Source organism: Chryseobacterium amylolyticum, from assembly GCF_051011775.1.
Classification (GTDB): Bacteria; Bacteroidota; Bacteroidia; order Flavobacteriales; family Weeksellaceae; genus Chryseobacterium.
The window spans coordinates 1-17,544 of sequence record NZ_JBPCHX010000008.1; the positions used below are offsets into that span (position 1 = coordinate 1).

14 protein-coding genes are annotated in these 17,544 nt (G+C 36.5%); all 14 read right to left on the reverse strand.

Annotated features, from left to right (window positions below):
* Window positions 1-377: 377 nt before the first annotated feature.
* Window positions 378-1,058 carry a hypothetical protein gene (locus tag ACR1PO_RS19895; RefSeq protein WP_332385569.1) on the reverse strand — a complete coding sequence of 227 codons (681 nt, stop codon included), beginning with the start codon at window positions 1,056-1,058 and terminating at the stop codon, window positions 378-380.
* An 8-nt stretch (window positions 1,059-1,066) separates the two neighbouring features.
* Window positions 1,067-1,945 carry a dTDP-4-dehydrorhamnose reductase gene (rfbD, locus tag ACR1PO_RS19900; protein ID WP_433988048.1) on the reverse strand — a complete coding sequence of 293 codons (879 nt, stop codon included), beginning with the start codon at window positions 1,943-1,945 and terminating at the stop codon, window positions 1,067-1,069.
* 29 nt (window positions 1,946-1,974) lie between these two features.
* Window positions 1,975-2,460: an acyl-CoA thioesterase gene (locus ACR1PO_RS19905; protein WP_002983678.1), complete on the reverse strand. Its 486-nt coding sequence runs from the start codon at window positions 2,458-2,460 to the stop codon at window positions 1,975-1,977.
* A 70-nt stretch (window positions 2,461-2,530) separates the two neighbouring features.
* A complete protein-coding gene (locus tag ACR1PO_RS19910) occupies window positions 2,531-3,034 on the reverse strand; it encodes an OmpH/Skp family outer membrane protein (RefSeq protein WP_002983679.1) in 504 nt (167 codons plus the stop codon).
* 65 nt (window positions 3,035-3,099) lie between these two features.
* The gene (locus ACR1PO_RS19915; protein WP_110009822.1) at window positions 3,100-3,654 is read right to left on the reverse strand and encodes an OmpH/Skp family outer membrane protein; all 555 of its coding nucleotides are present in this window, start codon (window positions 3,652-3,654) and stop codon (window positions 3,100-3,102) included.
* 8 nt (window positions 3,655-3,662) lie between these two features.
* Entirely contained in the window at window positions 3,663-6,197 is a 2,535-nt protein-coding gene (bamA, locus tag ACR1PO_RS19920; RefSeq protein WP_332385567.1) for an outer membrane protein assembly factor BamA, read from the reverse strand.
* Window positions 6,198-6,225: 28 nt separating this feature from the next.
* Window positions 6,226-6,975 (reverse strand): undecaprenyl pyrophosphate synthase, encoded by a 750-nt coding sequence (gene uppS, locus ACR1PO_RS19925; RefSeq protein WP_041462081.1) that lies wholly within the window; start codon window positions 6,973-6,975, stop codon window positions 6,226-6,228.
* A 1-nt stretch (window position 6,976) separates the two neighbouring features.
* A complete protein-coding gene (gene porG, locus ACR1PO_RS19930; RefSeq protein ID WP_332385566.1) occupies window positions 6,977-7,867 on the reverse strand; it encodes a type IX secretion system protein PorG in 891 nt (296 codons plus the stop codon).
* Window positions 7,868-8,080: 213 nt separating this feature from the next.
* A complete protein-coding gene (locus tag ACR1PO_RS19935; protein WP_433987931.1) occupies window positions 8,081-10,585 on the reverse strand; it encodes a polysaccharide biosynthesis tyrosine autokinase in 2,505 nt (834 codons plus the stop codon).
* A gap of 2 nt (window positions 10,586-10,587) precedes the next feature.
* The gene (locus tag ACR1PO_RS19940; protein WP_332385565.1) at window positions 10,588-11,466 is read right to left on the reverse strand and encodes a polysaccharide biosynthesis/export family protein; all 879 of its coding nucleotides are present in this window, start codon (window positions 11,464-11,466) and stop codon (window positions 10,588-10,590) included.
* 34 nt (window positions 11,467-11,500) lie between these two features.
* The gene (locus ACR1PO_RS19945) at window positions 11,501-12,619 is read right to left on the reverse strand and encodes a glycosyltransferase family 4 protein (RefSeq protein ID WP_332385564.1); all 1,119 of its coding nucleotides are present in this window, start codon (window positions 12,617-12,619) and stop codon (window positions 11,501-11,503) included.
* Window positions 12,620-12,731: 112 nt separating this feature from the next.
* The gene (locus ACR1PO_RS19950) at window positions 12,732-13,733 is read right to left on the reverse strand and encodes a glycosyltransferase family 2 protein (RefSeq protein ID WP_433987932.1); all 1,002 of its coding nucleotides are present in this window, start codon (window positions 13,731-13,733) and stop codon (window positions 12,732-12,734) included.
* Between the two features lie 3 nt (window positions 13,734-13,736).
* On the reverse strand, window positions 13,737-14,807 hold the full coding sequence (locus tag ACR1PO_RS19955) for a formimidoylglutamase (RefSeq protein ID WP_374464567.1): 1,071 nt from the start codon (window positions 14,805-14,807) through the stop codon (window positions 13,737-13,739).
* A gap of 143 nt (window positions 14,808-14,950) precedes the next feature.
* On the reverse strand, window positions 14,951-17,512 hold the full coding sequence (topA, locus tag ACR1PO_RS19960; protein ID WP_433987933.1) for a type I DNA topoisomerase: 2,562 nt from the start codon (window positions 17,510-17,512) through the stop codon (window positions 14,951-14,953).
* Between the last annotated feature and the right edge of the window lie 32 nt (window positions 17,513-17,544).

Below are 17,544 nucleotides of genomic sequence, written 5' to 3' on the forward strand. Positions count from 1 at the left end.
TTAATCCTTACCCAACATCTCAATCACCCTGCTCCTGCGCTCCGATTTATTCGGACTGCAAAGATACAAACTCTTTTTTATCCCGCAACTCTTTTTACAAAAAGTTTTGAAGTTTTTTTTCGTCTGTTTCTTTTCGGAGTCATAATGTCTCTGCCTATCCAAAGGCTCTTCTGCGCTTACTGATCTACTCTCGTTTTCAGTGGGGCAAAGATAGTAACTTCTTACAACGCAAAACAAGTTTATTTAACTTAAATTTTACCGTTTCGTAATATTTGCTCTTAAAGCGCTGGCAGGCAGGTAGAAAAATTTTAAACAAAAAAAATTATAGAATAGTTATTTTTTAAGATAAATCCTAAAATAACTCTTATCATTGATTTTTATGGGTTATTCTCTTTATAAATTACGCTTAAAAATTCCGCATAAGACTTTTCCAGACCAATAATATCTCCGGATTTCAGATTCAGACCTCCCACTCCTGTATTATCTGACTTTACTTTCAAAGATGAAACCTGGAAATAAAGATTATCATCATTGGCTTTTGGCTGAACTTTTACTGTAGAGCCTAACAATTTTTTTGTTGAGATGGTATAGATTTCTCCCGGGACAACTTTTAATTTTAAAAATGTTCTTGGCGGAATGGTATAGTCTTTACGGTTGATGTTTATTTTCTGATCTTTTTCAGAGGATGCAAATATATACATCTCTCCATGCTTAGTCCCCAATTTTTCTTTAGGTGTATAATATAAAGCAACTTTATAATTGGCAGCATTGAATGGCTGAGGCGTACCGTCAACATTCTCGAAAGGTTTTAACTGAAATGTGTTGGCACCGATCTCTTTTGCTTTTTTATATACGAGAGAAAATACAAGTGCATCATCTTTTGAAAATCCCTGTACTTCTACTTCTCCTAAATAAACAGCATCTGTGGCAGTGTCCTCTTTTCTGTAAAAGAATTTATCTGAGTTGTCATTTGTTTTTTCAACTCTGGTCATATAAACATTCTGGGCGCTCCACAGCTGGATCCATAACATGGAAAAGATGATTGCAATATTCTTCATATTATCTATTATTGGTGTGCAAGTATTTCAACACATTCTTCAAGACTGTTTTCCCAATGTTTGGGTTCTATTTTGTATGTCTCTTCAATTTTATCCAAAGACATAGTGCTTCTTACAGGCCTTTTGGCCGGAGTAGGATACTGTTCGGTGGTTATGGCATTTAATTTTACCGGTGATTTTGAAAACTCAGCAATTTTTTTGGCGAATTCAAACCAGGTTGTCTCCGGGTAGTTTGAGAAGTGGAAGATTCCATAGGTTTTTTGCGGAGCCTGGATGATCTGCATAATTGCTTCTGCCAAATCGTTCGCATTGGTAGGCTGCCCAAACTGATCAGCCACGATTCCCAACTCATCTTTCTGAGAGAAAAGGTTCAGCATGGTTTTCACAAAGTTCTTATTGAATTCAGAGTACAGCCATGAGGTTCTCAGAATAATCGTTTTTGGGTTGATTTCCAAAGCAAGCTCTTCTCCTTTTCTTTTTGATTCTCCATACACCCCTACCGGATTGGTAAAATCATCTTCGGAATACGGAAGATTGGTAGTACCATCAAAAACATAATCCGTAGAAACATGAATCAAAATGGATTTATATTCTGCACATGCCTGAGCAAGATGGGCTACTCCATCAGCATTTACAGCAAAAGCTTTATCTTTTTCCTTCTCTGCCAGATCCACCGCTGTATATGCAGAAGCATTGATGCAGTAATCAGGTTTGTTTTCATAAAAGAAATCGTTCACCTGTTCTTCACTGGTAACATCTAATGTAGAGGAATCGGTAAATAAGAATTCATATTGATGCTCAAAGTCAGGAGCTATCTTTTTTATGCAGTTGCCTAATTGTCCGTTGCTACCTATTACTGCTATTTTTTTCATTTGTTTATTATTAATTTCTAAATTGGAACCTTTAAGAAATAAGATTAAGAGTTTTTGGCATTCTGGCTCCTTAAGAACTTCACTCTTGACTGGAAGTCTTTCTGGATCAGATCTACATAGAATTTATCAAAAATTCCTTTGATCTCTTCAGGATGGACTTCAGATTTTCTTGTTTTGACATTAAAATAAATAACAGTCACCCAAAGTACGGCATGGATTGTTTTTTCATCCAGGCTTTTCATCAGAATTTCGACTTTTGCCGTTCTATCCTGAACGTCGATGGTTTTACTGCTGATTACTACCTGCGTATTGTATCTTACTTCTTTTAAATAGGCTATTTCATTTTGAATGGCAATCCAGGTACAGCCGGTTTTCTTGGTATATTCTTCGTAAGTGAATCCATAAAATGTTTCTACATGATCTTCTCTGGCATTGAACATATAATCCAGATATTTTACATTATTCAAATGTCCTATCGGATCGCAATCACTAAACCTAACCTTGACCGTTGTTGATACTTCTTTTTCCATTCCGCAAAAATAAAAAAACCACCTCTAAAAGAGGCGGTTGGTTTTATAAATCTTTGTTAATTTGCTGAAATTATTGAATTCCTAATTCTTTTTTTACAGCTGGAGTTGCATCCGGTCCTGCTTTATAAAGGAATGCTGTTGAGTTTGCATCCATAATATAATCGTATCCGTTAGCTTTAGCTACTTTTTCTACTGCATCATTTAATTTTTTCTCAATAGGTCCGAAAGCTACATCTTGCTTAGCCTGCAGGTCTTTTTGAGCTTTTTCCTGCATTTGCTGAATTTCATCAGCTAGTTTTTTCATCTCCTCTTCTCTGGCTTTGTTTTCATCAGCTGTTTTTTTAGGAGCTTCTGTCTGATATTGCTGATATTTAGTCTGAGCTGCGTCTGCTTTTTTCTTAATCTCAGCTTGTTTAGTATCTAAGAATGTTTTAAGATCAGCATCTGCTTTCTTTTTCTCCGGCATTGCGTTAAGAACTCCCATTACATCTAAAGTAGCAATTTTTTGAGCTTTTGCCATACCTACAGATACAACCATCATTACTGCTGCAAATAATACACTTAATTTTTTCATAACTGGTAAATAAATAATTTAATTTGTTTTTAGATTTTAAAATATAGCAAAAGTTAATTCTATCGTTATTTTTTGCCTTTGCTGTTTGTTTTTTCCTTCTTGTCTGTTCCTTTCAACAGAATAGACAATACTTTCTCGGTGTAATCATACTTTGACTGAAGGAAAATAACACTAATGTTATTGCTTTTATCAAGAACTATGCCCAAGCCATTTTTTTCGGACATTGTTTTGATGGCTCCCCAGATCTGATCCTGAAAAGGCTGGACCAGATTTGTTCTCAGTTTTGTAATTTCACCGTTAGCTCCAAAACGTAAGCTTGTTGTCGTTTTAATATTTTTATCAAGGTCTGTAACTTCTTTTTCCCGAAGTTTAAGCTGATCGCCTATCAATAATACTTTTTCACTTTCAAAAGCAGCTTTTTTTCTTTCGTATTCAGACTGAAGATTCTGAAGTTCAGACTCCCAGGTGTCGATCTGAGAATTTAATCTTGCTTCAGCTTCTTTATACTGAGGTAATTTATTCAGAATTTCGTTGGTATCCACTACTCCTATTTTCTGGGCATTGTTTAACCCGAAAAGCAAAAGTAATGCGAATGTGAAGATTATTTTAAAGTGCTTCATATCTGTAATTATAATGTTTGGTTCATCAAGAAGTGGTTTCTCCATCCGGACTTATCACCTGATAATGTCTTATCAAGACCTAATGCAAAATCAAATCCGATCAATCCAAATGCTCCCATATAAACTCTTACACCAATCCCCACTGATCTTTTCAGCTGGAACGGGCTGTAAGTGCTCCATGAATTCCATACGTTACCTCCTTCAGCAAATGTTAATGCATAGATTTTTGCAGTCTGGCTCATTGAGATCGGGTATCTTAATTCCAGAGTAAATCTGTTGTAGATTGTACCTCCTCCCTTCTGAGTAATATCTTCTGCCTGGCCTCCTTCTGTAGTGGCATTTTCATAACCTCTTAAAGGAATCAATTCTCTACCATCATATCTACCCCCGAAAAGACCTGTACCTCCCATATAGAACCTTTCAAATGGCGGAGCTCCCAACTGGTTGTTGTATCCATCCATGAATCCCATTTCAGCAGAAGACCTTAAGACAAGTTTCCCAATGATCTCATTGTAAACGTCTGCTTTAAATTTGATTTTGTAGAATTCCATCCACTTGTACTTGTCAATGGCTGACATTGATGAGTAGTCTTTTTTCTTAAACAATGAGTATGGAGGAGTCAGTTTTGCTGAAAGCTCTATATTGGATCCCATTGTCGGGAAAATCGGGTCGATACCTGCTGAATTTCTGCTCAATCCTAAATTGACACTAAAGTTATTGGCGGTACCATTATATTCTGTAGTTTCACCAAACTGGAACGGATAATTGTTGAAGTCATACTTCTGGAACTGTAATCCTGTATACAATGAGAAGTAATCATCAGGCCAGTTCAATAATCTGTTCAATCCTGCTGAAGCAGAGAAAATATTCAATTTTTGGGCACTTCCATATTGATCTGTATATCTTACTCTGGAGTTGTTCAAACTTACAGAAAGGGCTGTTGCTCTTGTACCAAATAACCAAGGCTCTGTGAATGATATTCCATAGTTCTGGAAGTATTGGCCGGCCTGCACCTGAATAGAGAATGTTTGTCCATCTCCCTGTGGTACCGGTTTGAAATCTTTAAATTTAAGGAAGTTCTTTAATGAGAAGTTATTAAATGTCAATCCTAAAGTTCCGATAAAGCTGTTACCACCGTAACCTGCCTGCAGCTGAACCTGAGAAGATCCTTTTTCTACAAGCTTCCAGTTAATATCAACAGTATTATCCACCTGGTTTGGCTGAATATCCTGACCGATCTGCTGAGGGTCAAAGAATGACATCCCTGCCAAATCGAAATACGTTCTCTTAATTTCTGTTTTCTTGAAAAGTTCTCCGGGTTTTGTTCTTAGTGCTCTAAGAATCACGTGGTCATGGGTTGTGGTATTCCCCTGCCATGTTACTTTGTTCCATGTAGCCTGCTCTCCTTCATTAATTCTTACTTCAAGGTTTACCGCATCTCCTGACACTGATTTTTCAACAGGGGTTACATTAGAGAAAAGGTAACCGTTATTCATGTAAACAGATTTGATATCTGAATCATCTTCTTTACCTCCGTCTTCTCCAACTTTTTTGTTGAATCCTACTGCATCGTAAATATCCCCTTTCTTATATCCTAATAATCTTTGTAAGTATTCTGTAGAATATACCGTATTACCCGTGAACGTAACGTCTCCAATGTAATATTTTTTACCCTCATTAAGTTTTACATTGATTTCGTAGTTATTTCTTTTGTTTCTCCATACTGAGTCTGAAACGATTTTCGCGTCTCTATACCCCAGAGAGTTATAATAACTGATAAGATTCTGTTTATCTTCCTGATATTTATCTTCAATGAATTTTGAGGATTTTAAAATACCTCCGATCCCGAAACGCTTTTGTTTAGTTTCTTTGAAAGCTTTGTTTCTAAGTTTTCTGTCGGTTACATTTTCGTTTCCTTCAAATTCAATATGGTCAATTTTAATTCTTTTACCCTTATCTACATTGATCGTCCAGTCTACCAAAGCAGGGTCTCCTGCATTTACTTTATCCTGAATCGTGATTTTGGCATCTGCAAAACCTTTTTTAATATAGTCTTTAGGGACATTGGTTTTAAGGCTTGAAACCAGGTTCTGAGTAATTTTGGTTCCCGGTTTAAGGTTATTATCCTTCGCCAGCTTTTCGCTTTTAGATTTACCGATTCCTTTCCCTGCAAATTTCACTTCTCCGAGTTCTTTCAGATCCTGTAGGTAAAATTTCAGGACGATAGTCTGTCCTTCAATGCTTTGAACATAAACTTCCACTTCAGAAAAAGATTGGGTATCCCAAAGTTTTTTTACAGCGTTGCTGATTTTCTGCCCCGGAATGTCTACACTTTCTCCTTTAGTAAGGCCCGTGAATCTCAAGATCTGAGCTGGTGTATATTTTTTTACCCCATCTACAACGATGTCTTTAAGTGTATAGGTTCCTGCCTCATTTTCTGCATGTACAGCATTATTTACTTTTGTGCTGTCTTGTGGAGTTACTTGTCCATAAAAATGTGCAGAAGCAGCAAACATAATGATGGGTAATAGTCTAAACTTCATTTTATCGAGTCTTTCTTTTCTTAAAATTTTATTGGCCTTTTACTTGCTCACCGGTTAAACCGTATCTTCTTTCTTTGTTTTGATAATCTACAATACATTGGAAGAAAATATCTTTGGTGAAGTCCGGCCACAGAACATTTAAAAACTGTAATTCTGCATAAGCAATCTGCCAAAGCAGGAAGTTGCTTATCCTTATTTCACCGCTGGTTCTGATCAGTAAATCTACAGGAGGAAAATCTTTTGTGTACAGATAGCTTTCGAATAAACTTTCGTTTATATTTTCTATCTCAACTTTTCCTTCTTTTACATCAGAGCTTATATTTTTTACGGCTTCCAGTATTTCATTTTGTGAGCCATAGCTTATAGCCAATACAAGGTTTCCTTTTGTGTTTTCTTTTGTGAGTTCTACCACACGTTCCAACTGCTCTCTTACCAATGGAGGCAGCTTGTCCAGATTTCCTATAACATGCATCCTTAAGCCTTTGCTGAAAATCTCTTCTGCTTCAAGCAGTAAGGTTTCTACCAACAGGTTCATAAGGGTATTCACTTCTTCAGCCGGACGACTCCAGTTTTCTGATGAGAAGGTATACAATGTTAAATAGGGGATATTGATCTCATTACAGGCATTAATGGCATTTCTTACAGCATTAATGGCATTTTTGTGACCGAAAGTTCTTTCTTCGCCACGAGATTTTGCCCATCTTCCATTACCATCCATAATGATGGCTACGTGTTTCGGTAAATTCTCAGAATTTATTTTATCTTTAATCAACGACATATTATTCACAATAACATGGAGGTCTTCCGAATGAATAAGTAAGTCCTAAGCTGAACGTATTTATCCAATCATTAGATCTGGTATCTCCAATATTTCTCTTTTTAATAAACTCTGCTTCTCTTTCTTTAGAAACTGCATAGTAATTTCCTGACTGTAATAATGAACCTCCCGTAGCAGGGTCCAGAATATCAGCATTAAAAGAACTTTTTACATCTTTGGAAAGGATTTTACTGTAATCCAGCTGATCCGTCAATGTATATCTGAATGTAGCTTCTGCAAATACAGCCCATGAGTGGTTGAATTTATACTTCAAACCTACACCAAAAGGGATATGCATGGTTACTTTTTTCCCTAATGAATAATTGGTTGTAGTGGTAAAATCCAATTCATTGATCGGAGCCTGTGCCACACCATCCGCATCTCTTCTGAAATCATTCACAAGAGTAGCCTTGGGAGCATCAAACATCAAAGCTCCTACCCCTCCAAAGATGTAAGGGCTTAACATGCTGATCTGCTCATTATTAACAGGAAAAAAGTTATATTCAAACATTAAACTCGCCTCATACACGTTATTTTTTCCGTATGAGTTTCTATTTCTTCTATAATCTTCTTTTGCCGCTTTATCACTAAACTGGATCTGGTTATATCCTAAATCCAATCTAACAGTCTGATGCGGGTTAAAATTAAATCTATATAATAAACCACCATAAAACGGGACACCCCAATCTGACGTTCTGCTTAAATCCAACGGCTTTTGTAAAATATAATTTGTCCTTCCTACATCTCCCACTAGGTTACTCATACCTAGACGAACTCCCAATTCGTTTCTTTGTGCTTTAACACCTACCACTCCAAGGAAGGCAAGGAAGCTAAACAATAATTTTTTATTCATAAAAGAATATGGATTTATGGTTATTTTAAAATTTAATTTTTGCAAATATAAAACATTTTTATATTAATGATAATCTTAATGTTTAGTTAAAAATAAACAAAAAAACATAATTTGTTATAAAGTAAACGGCAAAGTGGCAAAAATATTCTTTTTTTCATAGAATGAAAATACCGTATATATGAAAAAACCCCCATTAAATGAGGGTTTAATGCTTTATTTTTTATTAAATAATACCTGTACTCTATTTCTGATTCTTATCAATAACGGCTCTTTATAATTTTTATCTTCATCAAAATAGCCATAACCGTAACCATATCCGTAGCCATAACCATATCCGTAGCCATACCCCTGTTTCGTATTGTAGTCGTTATAAACAAGTCCCAAATTATCAATTTCATTATTGTGATACTTTTCGGTAATCATTTTCAGCATATACTTTTCTGTGTATTCATGGCGCACAACATAGAGGTTTGCATCAGAATACTTCATCAGTTCATATGAATCTGCCACTAATCCTACCGGAGGTGAATCTATTATAATGAAATCGTATTTTTCTTTAAGTTCTTCTATAAATTTGATATTTCTCTGGCTCATTAAAAGCTCAGATGGATTTGGAGGGATAGGTCCTGAAGTGGCAACATCAAGATTAGGAATTCTCGTTTTATTGATAATCTGATCTATTCCTACTTCTCCGGTCAGGTAGTTTGAGATACCATATTTATTATCAATCTTAAAATCACCAAAGATTTTTGGTTTTCTAAGGTCCATACCCAACAGGATTGTTTTTTTATCACTTAATCCTATAACAGACGCCAAATTGATAGAAATATAGGTTTTTCCTTCTCCTCCAATGGATGATGTGATCAAAATAACTTTTCCTTTTTTATTTTCATTATCCATCAGGAATCTCATATTTGCTCTTATTCCCCTGAAGGCTTCTGAAACAGATGATTTTGGCTGATCCAGCACGGTAAGCATATTTTCATTGCTGTTATTCCCGATCACTCCAAGAAGCGGGATTTTGGTAGCACTCAGAAGTTCTTTGATATTTCTGATTTTATTATCAAACGCTTCACCAATAAAGATAAACAATAACGGAAGCAGCAGCATTCCTGAGATAATAGCTGTCTTAGCCAGCTTTACATTAGGTCCGATAGGCCTCTGTCCCAGATTTTTAGCAGGGTCAATCACTGTAATATCGGATTGATTGGTAGCCATTCTCATCTGAGTATCACTCTGTCTGCCCAGTAAGCTGTTGTATGTGGCCTCAATCATATTATATCCTCTCTCTGCATCGAGATATTTTCTTTCTTTTTCAGGATAAGAAGCTAAATCTGAGTTGGCTCCTGAAATCTCACGGTCAATTTTATTAATTTCGTCGTAATATCTGTTATAATAGCCTCTTAAACTATTGGATGAGCCCATTCTTGCTTCATCAATCAGTCTGTTGATTTCTCTCATAGGCTCTGATGAAGGCTTATAAATGGTAGCCATTTCCGCTTTTTTGGCATATAAAGCTTTAAGCTCTGAAACCGTTGCGGAGAATATTCCATCTTCAAAACCGGCAGCATTGGTTCCAATCATTTTATCAAAATTCTGAGACTGCAGTGTGTTCTTGATATTGTTCAGGGAATTGATTTTGCTTATAATATCTGCTTTCTTAGCTTCCAGCTCTTTTATTTTTTCAAGAGATTTTTCATCCCTGTCCTTAATATTATAAAGCTTTTCTGAAGTTTTCAAATAATTCAGCACATTCGCACTTGAATCAAGTTTTTTACGAATGTTGGCAAGATTTTCTTTTAAAAAGATATCTGTATTCTTATTGACAACATTTTTGTCAGCCAATCTCTTTTTTTGTAGTTCTGCAACAGACTTATTAAGGAAATTAACTGTACTGTTAAGGTTATACCCTTGTTTAGTAATAATCATGATAGACCTGATTTCTTTATCAAAATCCACTCCTGTAGTAGAGATAATCTCATTCACACTCTCATTTACTGAGTTCAAACTTACAATGATATTGTCCAGCTGAATTTTAGTAGGAACAGGATTTTGGAGCAGCCTGAATCTCAGGTTAGGAGCATTGTACCACTCATTGACTTTAATAATTTTATCAGCCGGCCTGCTATAAGAGTTGATACTCTGAAAGCCTTCAACTTCATAATTATATAAATTGGTAGATTCTCCTTCTTCCGGTAAAACCACCTGATATGCCCCATTACCTTTTGGTATCAGGGTAATAGGATAATTGATCTGCTGAAGGTGTTTTTTATCAATCTGAAGAAAAACAGGTGAATCATTTTTATCCAGATAGGTAGATTTTATAAGTCCCTTTGTAGAATAGTTTACAAAAAGGTCTAGTTCTTTTACCAGAAATTCGTTATGTGTTCTGGATAAAAGCATTTTCTTCAGATAAAGACCATCCTGATTTCCGGTGTCTCCCCAAATAAAATTGATGGATTGGTTAGACTGTGTTGGTAGGAACTCAGAACCTTTACTGGAAGTACTTAAAGACAAATCAGATGCATAAATGTTCTGTGCATAGTATTTACTGTAAATCCATGCAATGGCATAGCCGATAAAAAACATGAGTACAAACCAGTACCAGTTTTTAAGGATTCTTCTTAAAAAGTGCTCTAAATCAAATAATGCAAACGACCCATACTTTTCTTTCTGAGAATTGCTCTTCTCTGCAGCGGTTACTCTTTCTGGAATCATGGCTAAAGATTTTTAAGAAGTAAATAAATAGACAATGCTGTAGTAATTACCGAAACTCCCGTAGTTAAAGTCTGAATAGGATCTTTTCCGAATCCATTCAAGCTTTTTGCTCTTGTGTTCAGATAGATTTCATCTCCGTTCTGTACATAATAGAAAGGAGAGTTCATAAGATCTTCACGGGTAAGGTCTATTTTAGCAATTTTGATTCCTTCCGGAAGTTTTCTGTGAATAACGATTTCTTTTCTGTCTATCGTTCTGTTCAGCCCACCATTAATGGCTAAAGCTTCGGTAATGGTTAGTGTATTTTTGTGAACTACTTTTTCTCCTGAAAGACCGGTAGTTTCCACATCACCAAGGATATAAAACGTAATACCATCTGTATTCAGACGTACTTCAGATTTACCTTCCTGGAAATTTTCATTTACTTTTTCCTGAATTTCTTTAGTAATATCATCTAATGTTCTTCCTTCGGCTTTTACATATCCGATACCAAAAACATTGATTTCACCATTGGCGTCAACTTTCAGACCATTGAAATAAAAATTTATATTCCCACCTCTGCTTCCTCCGCCATTTCCGCTCACTCCTGTTGCACTACCTCCAGTTATTGCAGGGCTGGCTGCACCTCCACCTCCAATACCTCCGGAGGTATTGTAAGAGGAGTAAAATTGTGCGGCATCTCCTTTGGGAGTGGTCACAATATTAAGGTTAAGGATATCGTTTTTGGTAATCCTGTACACAGGGATGTTGTAGGGAACAAGACCTTCTTCATTAATTACAAGACTCTCACTCGGCTGCAAGTATCTTACATCCTTTGTGGTAATACATGAGGTAACTAAAAGAGGGAATATTAAAAATAAATATTTAAAGTTTTTCATCATATATAATATTATTTACAAAAGTAATATTTAATTGTTAATTTTTGTTATTTCTCAGTCGATATAGCAAATCCGGCAGATAAGCGCCCAAAAAGCCCAGTGAAAGCACTACCAATAATAAAATATTGACATTAATGTGTCTCAGATAATACGCTACGGCAACAATCATCAGATAGTAAAGAATAATATAAAAAGTAGACCTTCTGTGGGTAAGATTCAGCTTCAGCAGCTTATGGTGAATATGGTTTTTATCAGCATCAAACGGTGATTTTTTGTTGTAAAGCCTGATCATAATCACATTTAATGTATCTACAATCGGAAGGATGAGAATGGCAACTGCAACCACCGGAGCAGACTGAAGGTGATACCTTGGTACATCCACCAGATTTTTATCGATGAAAATATCTATAAAACAAATAGAGGTAAAGGCCAGCAAAAAGCCAAGCAGCATAGATCCGGTGTCACCCATAAATATTTTACGGGTCCGGTAATTTGACAAATTATAGTATAAAAATGCCAGTACAGTCCCGATAATAACAACAGACAGCACTACCAGCGGATAATTATATTCTCCTAAACGGTAGTAGCTTATTCCAAACAAAGCGCTGCAGATGACAGAATATCCGCCTGCCAGGCCGTCTATCCCGTCAATCAGGTTGAAAGCATTAATCAGGATAATAAACGTTATGATACTGAAGATCACACTTACAAAATATTCCAGCTCATACACTCCCAATATCCCAAATAAGCTTCTAATTCTGATATCTGATCCGATAACGATCAATGCAGATACAACAATCTGCGCTACAAGCTTTTTGTAAGCCCTCATAACCACAATATCATCCATTACTCCGACATAAAGCAGAATAATTAGTGAGGCAAACAAAAACTTATAGAGATCAAATAACTCATAAGCAAAAATGGAAGCACAGATTCCTATGGAATAAAAAATGGCGATTCCTCCCAGATTGGGAATCTCTCTGAGATGCGAACTTCTTATTCCAGGCTCATCCATCAGGTTTTTTCTTCTGGAGATCTTGACAATGGTAGGAATAGAGAAAAATGTAATTAAAAAGGAGAAAACGAAACCCAGCCCTATTTTTACGTAGAAAATAGGTATTCCCGATCCGCTTAAGAACAATTCAAAGTTTTTCATTCTTTTCTTATTCAGCACTTGCATTTCTTCAATAAAACTTATAATGCAGGACTTATAAGGTCTTCATTATCATTTCTACTGGGCGAAATAACAGTACTTACATTTGTGTTTACTAAATTAATTTTCTTATCAACCTTTTCTGTCCGGCAAAAAATAACAGATAAAAAATCTTTTTCTTCAACGGCAAAGATAAAAGATAATTCTTACCAAAACGACTATACTTCAATATATCTTGAATTTTTATTTGTCTTTCCTTCATAAAAAGGGCCAATTGATCAGACATATTATAAAATATTCCTTCTTCTTTCACAAACGCCAGATAGGCCAGAAACGAATAAACCCCTTCAAAAATCTGAAAATTTTTCAATTCTTCTTTTTTATGGGAATATGAGGATTCTCTGAATACCTTTTCTACGTCGGAGACTGCTTTAAGCATGTCAAGCCCTTTTTCCGTATGGGTTTTTGTAATGGAATCGGTACGTTCAAGGTACTGATAATGGAAATTCTGGGTTTGTGCTATGGTTTCACATTCCAGCAAAAGTTGCGGAATAAGCTGGATGTCTTCAAAATGAACGCCTTTTTTAAATCTTTTCTGTTTAAAAAGTTCTTTTTTGAACAGCTTGTTGCATGCAAAATAACTGATATCTGCAAATACTGAAAAGTTCTCTTCAAGAGCTATCTTTTCAGGCATATTGGGAAGCTGAGTGAGCTTTTGGACAACCTTGCCGTTCTCATCCACTTTCTGGATATTTGCGATCACCATTTTAGCATTATGCTTTTCTGCTAAAAGAAGCATTTCCTCAAACATGGTTTCAGTAACATAATCATCACTGTCTACAAAACCTATGTAATCACCTGTTGCTCTGTCGATCCCGAAATTACGGGCATCGCTTAAACCTCCGTTTTCTTTGGCATACGCTTTTATTTTCTCCGGATACTTTTGCGCATATCCTTCAATAATTTTTTCAGAGTTATCCTTACTTCCATCGTTCACTACAATAATTTCAATATCCGGAAGGCTCTGCTTCACCAGAGAGTCAAGACATTTTGTCAAATAATTTTCGACATTGTAAACGGGAACGATAATGGATACTCTTGAGGGAACATTTGTCATACATTAAATTTTCGTCAGTCTTGCATTCAGCCATCCTTTTTTAGCTTCATCAAAATCTTTTCTGGAACAGGGAATACAGTTTTCTATATTTTCATCATCACCAAAATACCATAAATTACTGAAAGTATCACGCTTGAATGCATATTGCCTGTCATCTATCAACACATAGAACAGCTCATAGTTCCTTTCTTTCGGATGGGAATGCTGGATATTGATCCCTTCAATCAGATACCATAACATTTGTGCTAAAAGCTGGTGATTCAGCTGGTTTTCCGAATAAATATTATAATTAAAAATTCCTACGGACTTCAGATTTTCACTCAATCCTATTTCTTTCATGTAGGCGCAGATTTCCCTTCTGTTCAATCCATTTACCTGCGGATTCATTGAGAAAGGTTCGCTAAAGCTTTCGATAGCGTCACAGTTTACAGTTACCAGATCTGCTTTTCTGAAGAAAGGCTCTGTCTTTTCTGTGGAATTCATCATTTCAGCCAGTCTGATAATATCAAATTCTACTTCTTTGATCAGCCTTACGGAATCCATTTCGTTCAGATGTTTCTGATAACCTAAGTGATGATAATTTTTAATGGAGAAATTTTTGGCTCCGAAAATTTTGCTTAAAAAAGTATGTTCATTGATCGCTTCTCCCTGCTGAAGGGAAATGATGTTGCTGATCTGGGTATAATTGAGACTTTTCTTGTGAAAATTCAATGCTGAAAATAGTGAAAAGGCAAAATCGTTGGACCCACCGATAATCACCGGAATAGCTCTTTTATAATGACATGCCGACAGAACTTCCTGTAAGATGTAATGGGTATCCTGAACAGACTTCCCGGATACCAGATCTCCAAGATCTACCACAGGAATTTCGAAATCCATCTGTGAAAGCTTATAAAATTCTTTTCTCACAGCCGTAAAATCCTGAACCTCAGCATCACCTCCGGCACCTCTGTAATCTGACACAAACAGAAGAACAATACTGTCTTCTCTGATATCTTTAGTAATCCGACTTCCTATCTGCCAGCTTTCGGTTTTGAAATTTCTTGGTGAAATGATAAAGTCTTCGAAATCCATATTTTAATTTGAATGTAATAATTGATTAATTGCTTGATGAAACAAACATACAAAAAACATAGAAACTGAGTAAGACATGGATGCTTTTGTTCATAAAAAAAGCCGTCAACTGATGTTAACGGCTTTATATCATTATTTTACATTTACTTTTTCTTGGCTGCCGGCTTTTTGGCAGCAGTTGTCTTCTTCGCAGCGGTTGCTTTTTTGGCAGCTGGTTTTTTCTTTTCGGCAAAGGCTTTCGGATCCTGATCTGTAATCCATTTTTTCACCTCATCTAAAGAAAGTTCTTTCAATTCCTCAGCTTCATATTTTGTATCGTCTGCTTTTTTCGGAATTTTGAACATGGCTTTTCCAAATTTGATGAATGGCCCCCATCTTCCGTTTTCAATGGAAATTTTTTCTTTTTCCCACTGCTGGATGTATCGGTTGGCTTCTTTTTCAAGCTTGGCATCAATCAGTTCATTGATATCGCTTTGAGAAAGATTTTCAAAATCGTATTTCTTCGGAACATTCACGAAAATATCCCTGTACTTGATAAATGGTCCGAATCTTCCTGTTCCTTTTGTTACAGGTTCACCTTTATAAGTAGCAATAGGAGCATCAGCAATTTTCTTTTCACTGATAATTTCCTCAGCACGCTTCTGATCTACAGAAAGCGGATCTTCACCTTTAGGGATACTGATATACGTTTCTCCCCATTTTACATAAGGTCCAAATCTGCCTACCCCTACAGAAACCGGCTGTCCGTCAACTGCATTTAAATCGAAAGGTAATTTAAACAGTTCCAGAGCCTCTTCAAAAGTAATGGTTGCAATATTCTGACCTGCCATCAGGGATGCGAAGATCGGCTTTTCCTCATCATCCGTTTCTCCGATCTGGATCATCGCCCCGAATCTTCCGATTCTTGCATGTACATTTTTACCGGTCTTAGGATCTACTCCCAATAGCCTGTCTCCTGTTGCACGGTCTGCATTTTCTTCTACATCTTCAATCCTCGGGTGGAATTTTGAGTAGAAATTCGTCATCATTTCTTTCCACTTCTGATCACCACTGGCAATTTCGTCAAAGCTTTCTTCAACTCTTGCCGTGAAGCCGTAATCAAGGATTTCCCTGAAATTATCCGTAAGGAAGTCATTAACAACTTCACCGATATCTGTAGGAACGAATTTATTTTTATCGCCTCCGAATTTTTCCTCAAGAACTACTTTTTTGATCTTGTCTTTTACCAAAGACATTTTGATCACTTCACGGGTCTGTGGCTCGATTTCTCTTTTATCCACATACTCCCTGTTCTGGATAGTCTGAATAGTAGGCGCATAGGTAGATGGTCTACCAATCCCTAATTCTTCAAGTTTTCTTACCAATCCGGCTTCAGTATATCTTGCACTCGGTCTTGTGAACTTTTCAGTAGCAGTAATGGTTTTGTAGCTTAATACTTCTCCTACGCTTACTTTCGGCAGCAACTTATCGTTATTTTCTTCATCATCATCTTCAGTCTTCACAATTCCGTACGCTTTCAGGAAACCGTCAAATATAATCACCTCTCCCTGTGCCTCAAAATGATGTGGTAAAGATGTATTTCCAATTTCAATTACTGTCTTCTCGATCTTGGCGTTGGCCATCTGAGAAGCAAGTGTCCTTCTGTATATTAACTGATACAGCTTATTCAGCTGAGCATCTCCTATGCTTTTCACTCCAAAATCTGTAGGGCGGATGGCTTCGTGCGCTTCCTGTGCTGAAGCAGATTTTGTAGTATAGTTTCTTGGAGAAGAATATTCTGATCCGTATTCTGAGATAATTTGTTTTTTAGCGCCTTCAATAGCTTCCTGAGAAAGGTTTACTGAGTCTGTTCTCATATAGGTAATAAACCCTTCTTCATACAGCCTCTGCGCCAGACGCATGGTATTGGTCACGTTATATCCAAGCCTTGAAGAAGCTTCCTGCTGTAATGTAGAGGTTGTGAAAGGTGCTGAAGCAGAACGTGTACCCGGTTTGGTTTCAACATTCAGAACTTTAAATTCTGTGGTTTTTGCCTGCTCCAGGAATTTTTCTGCTTCTTCTTCTTTTTCAAAATCTTTCTTCAGCTTGGCAGCAATTTCCTGCTCTGTTTTATTTAAAAAGATACCGTCAAGTTTAAAGCTTGCTTTCGGAATGAATTCACGGATCTCTTTTTCTCTTTCAACAATTAATCTTACGGCTACAGATTGTACTCTACCTGCAGACAGTCCTGGTTTTACTTTTTTCCATAAAACGGGTGACATTTCAAAACCTACGATCCTGTCCAGCACACGTCTTGCCTGCTGTGCATTTACCAGGTTCTGATCAATATCTCTCGGATTGTCAATTGCTTTTAGAATGGCGTTTTTGGTAATCTCATGGAAAACAATTCTTTTTCTGTTTTCAGGCTTTAGTTTCAGCTCATCCGCAAGATGCCATGCAATAGCTTCTCCCTCGCGGTCCTCATCGGAAGCGAGCCATACCATATCCGCTTTCTTTACGGCAGCTTTTAATTCGGTTACCAATTTCTTTTTGTCTGCTGAAACTTCGTAATCAGGACTGAAAGTAGCAAGGTCTATCCCCATTCCTTTTTTAGGGAGATCCCGGATATGCCCGAAACTGGATTTCACTTCAAAATCCTTTCCTAAATATTTCTGAATAGTTTTTGCTTTTGCCGGGGACTCTACGATTACTAAATTTTTCGACATTCTAACTAAAAATTTTTGCAAAAGTAAAGCTT

Bases quoted from the DNA above. Each gene is read 5' to 3' on its own strand.
- ACR1PO_RS19895 (WP_332385569.1), bottom strand. From the start codon at position 1,058: ATGAAGAATATTGCAATCATCTTTTCCATGTTATGGATCCAGCTGTGG.
- ACR1PO_RS19905 (WP_002983678.1), bottom strand. From the start codon at position 2,460: ATGGAAAAAGAAGTATCAACAACGGTCAAGGTTAGGTTTAGTGATTGC.
- ACR1PO_RS19910 (WP_002983679.1), bottom strand. From the start codon at position 3,034: ATGAAAAAATTAAGTGTATTATTTGCAGCAGTAATGATGGTTGTATCT.
- ACR1PO_RS19915 (WP_110009822.1), bottom strand. From the start codon at position 3,654: ATGAAGCACTTTAAAATAATCTTCACATTCGCATTACTTTTGCTTTTC.
- bamA (WP_332385567.1), bottom strand. From the start codon at position 6,197: ATGAAGTTTAGACTATTACCCATCATTATGTTTGCTGCTTCTGCACAT.
- uppS (WP_041462081.1), bottom strand. From the start codon at position 6,975: ATGTCGTTGATTAAAGATAAAATAAATTCTGAGAATTTACCGAAACAC.
- porG (WP_332385566.1), bottom strand. From the start codon at position 7,867: ATGAATAAAAAATTATTGTTTAGCTTCCTTGCCTTCCTTGGAGTGGTA.
- ACR1PO_RS19935 (WP_433987931.1), bottom strand. From the start codon at position 10,585: ATGATTCCAGAAAGAGTAACCGCTGCAGAGAAGAGCAATTCTCAGAAA.
- ACR1PO_RS19940 (WP_332385565.1), bottom strand. From the start codon at position 11,466: ATGATGAAAAACTTTAAATATTTATTTTTAATATTCCCTCTTTTAGTT.
- ACR1PO_RS19945 (WP_332385564.1), bottom strand. From the start codon at position 12,619: ATGAAAAACTTTGAATTGTTCTTAAGCGGATCGGGAATACCTATTTTC.
- ACR1PO_RS19950 (WP_433987932.1), bottom strand. From the start codon at position 13,733: ATGACAAATGTTCCCTCAAGAGTATCCATTATCGTTCCCGTTTACAAT.
- ACR1PO_RS19955 (WP_374464567.1), bottom strand. From the start codon at position 14,807: ATGGATTTCGAAGACTTTATCATTTCACCAAGAAATTTCAAAACCGAA.
- topA (WP_433987933.1), bottom strand. From the start codon at position 17,512: ATGTCGAAAAATTTAGTAATCGTAGAGTCCCCGGCAAAAGCAAAAACT.